Annotated in this window: 1 protein-coding gene; it reads right to left on the bottom strand. The window is 35.0% G+C overall.

Features of this window, described 5'->3' with window-relative positions; all coding sequences use genetic code 11:
* A partial coding sequence (locus tag ACFIN0_RS09655) for a type ISP restriction/modification enzyme (protein ID WP_375702443.1) occupies window positions 1-1,808 on the bottom strand: 1,808 nt, incomplete at both ends.

The raw sequence follows: 1,808 nt of genomic DNA, 5'->3' as shown, positions 1-1,808 counted from the left end.
ACAAACTTCCAAAAATCATCAGCACTCTTTACACAAGGGATACGAGGCAATTCTTTGCATAAATTATCAGCATAACGGGCGCGATAATCTTCCGAATGCAAAATTCCATAAACGTAATAGAATAAATCATCTTTCGTGATAGTTTCATTAGGATAAGCGGCTTTAAAATGTTCTAACCCTTCATTCGTAATGGCATCACGCTTTTGTAAACTAGCTGTTTTACTTTCTTCTGTAAATAAATAGGATTGTTTCTTGTTTTTATCTTTTGAGATCGTGCTATCTTTGTAAATATAGCGCGGAAAGCATTGACTAGTATCCATCGCATGAAAATCAGGCACATTTTTAGTCATAAATACAGAAAAACCACACCTTGCTCCTATGCCTGTAATTTGAATTACTTTATTTTCAACCGTTTTCCCCATCGGAAATATACAAGGAATTTTAGCAACCATTTCATTAAAGGCACGATTGTAATAAAGCCATTGCTGTATAAAAGGACGATAAAGGCTTTGAATAAGGCATATATCTTCAAATTCAAAAATCTTTCCTTTAGTTAAATGTTTTTTAAGATTAATACTCCAACTAATTTTGCGTTCATCCGTATTGACGAAATCGTCTACGACATTAGCACGTGTTTTTCGGTCAGTATGTACATAAGTATCATTAAAATGTTCCACTTCGCTATTATAGGAAGCAATCATATTATTCATGTTTTTCTTTAAAACTTCACGGCTGGAGTTATATGCCCAAGCATCACGATTAGTTTTTAGACCACAAGAATAAATCTCAAACAGTTTTTTATCATAAGGTTTCTTATCACCTAGAGCTAAGAATGTTTCAAAACTGTCATCACGTTGATTTATCCAATCACCATGTTTATCTGGTGTAATCATTTGCCAGCTTTGTTTACGTGTAATACCACCAACACTACCAAAGTATTCAAGAGCTGTAAGTTTTTCTTTTATCGTACGATTATTACCAATATCATGATAGTAAATTTTACATTCTTCAGAAACATTGGGATTTTTGATAAATAAGGTTACGGCAATACCAGTCATACTACCACTACCAAAAACATTTTCTCCTTCTTGAGCTTTTCCATCGCTTAACATATTTTTACGGATATCCCCCCGTAAATTAAGTACATAAATGCTCGTAAATTCGTTGGCTAAAGATTTTCGTAAACCATCCATTGTCGACTTTTCTATATAACCAGATCCAGAAACAAAGCCGATTACCCCAGCATTATCAATACGATCACTAGCCCAGCGTATAGCACGAATATAACTATCGTAAAGTGCTTGCATATTGATTGATTCAGATTGAGCAGCATAGGTTTCACGAATACGGTCATTTAATATGGGATAAGGGGTATTCTTTGCATTGTCATTAGCACTTTTTTGACCTGTTGAATAGGGAGGATTGCCAAAGATAACTTCGATATTTAGATTTTTCTGGTGTTCTAAATATTCACTGTTTTCTTTGAATAATTTTTGCAGAAGGTTCTTTTCTTCAAGCATCTGAAACGTATCAGTCAAACCAATATGCTTGAAAGGGATATACTCACCTTTCATGATACTATGATACGTCGATTCAATGTTAATCGCTGCTATGTAATAGGCAAGCAAAACAATCTCATTGGCATGGATATCATGACGGAACTTATATTCCATATCCTCTGGTTTGATGAGATCTGATTGTAAAAGCCGTGTGATAAAGGTCCCTGTTCCCGTGAAAGGGTCGAGAATAGAAACACCCCGTGACCCCAAGCTTTTTCCAAACTCATTACGCAACACATCATCAACAGA

It is taken from the genome of Bartonella sp. AA89HNZF, from assembly GCF_042196905.1.
Classification (GTDB): Bacteria; Pseudomonadota; Alphaproteobacteria; order Rhizobiales; family Rhizobiaceae; genus Bartonella.
This window is presented reverse-complemented; position numbering and strand designations above follow the sequence as displayed.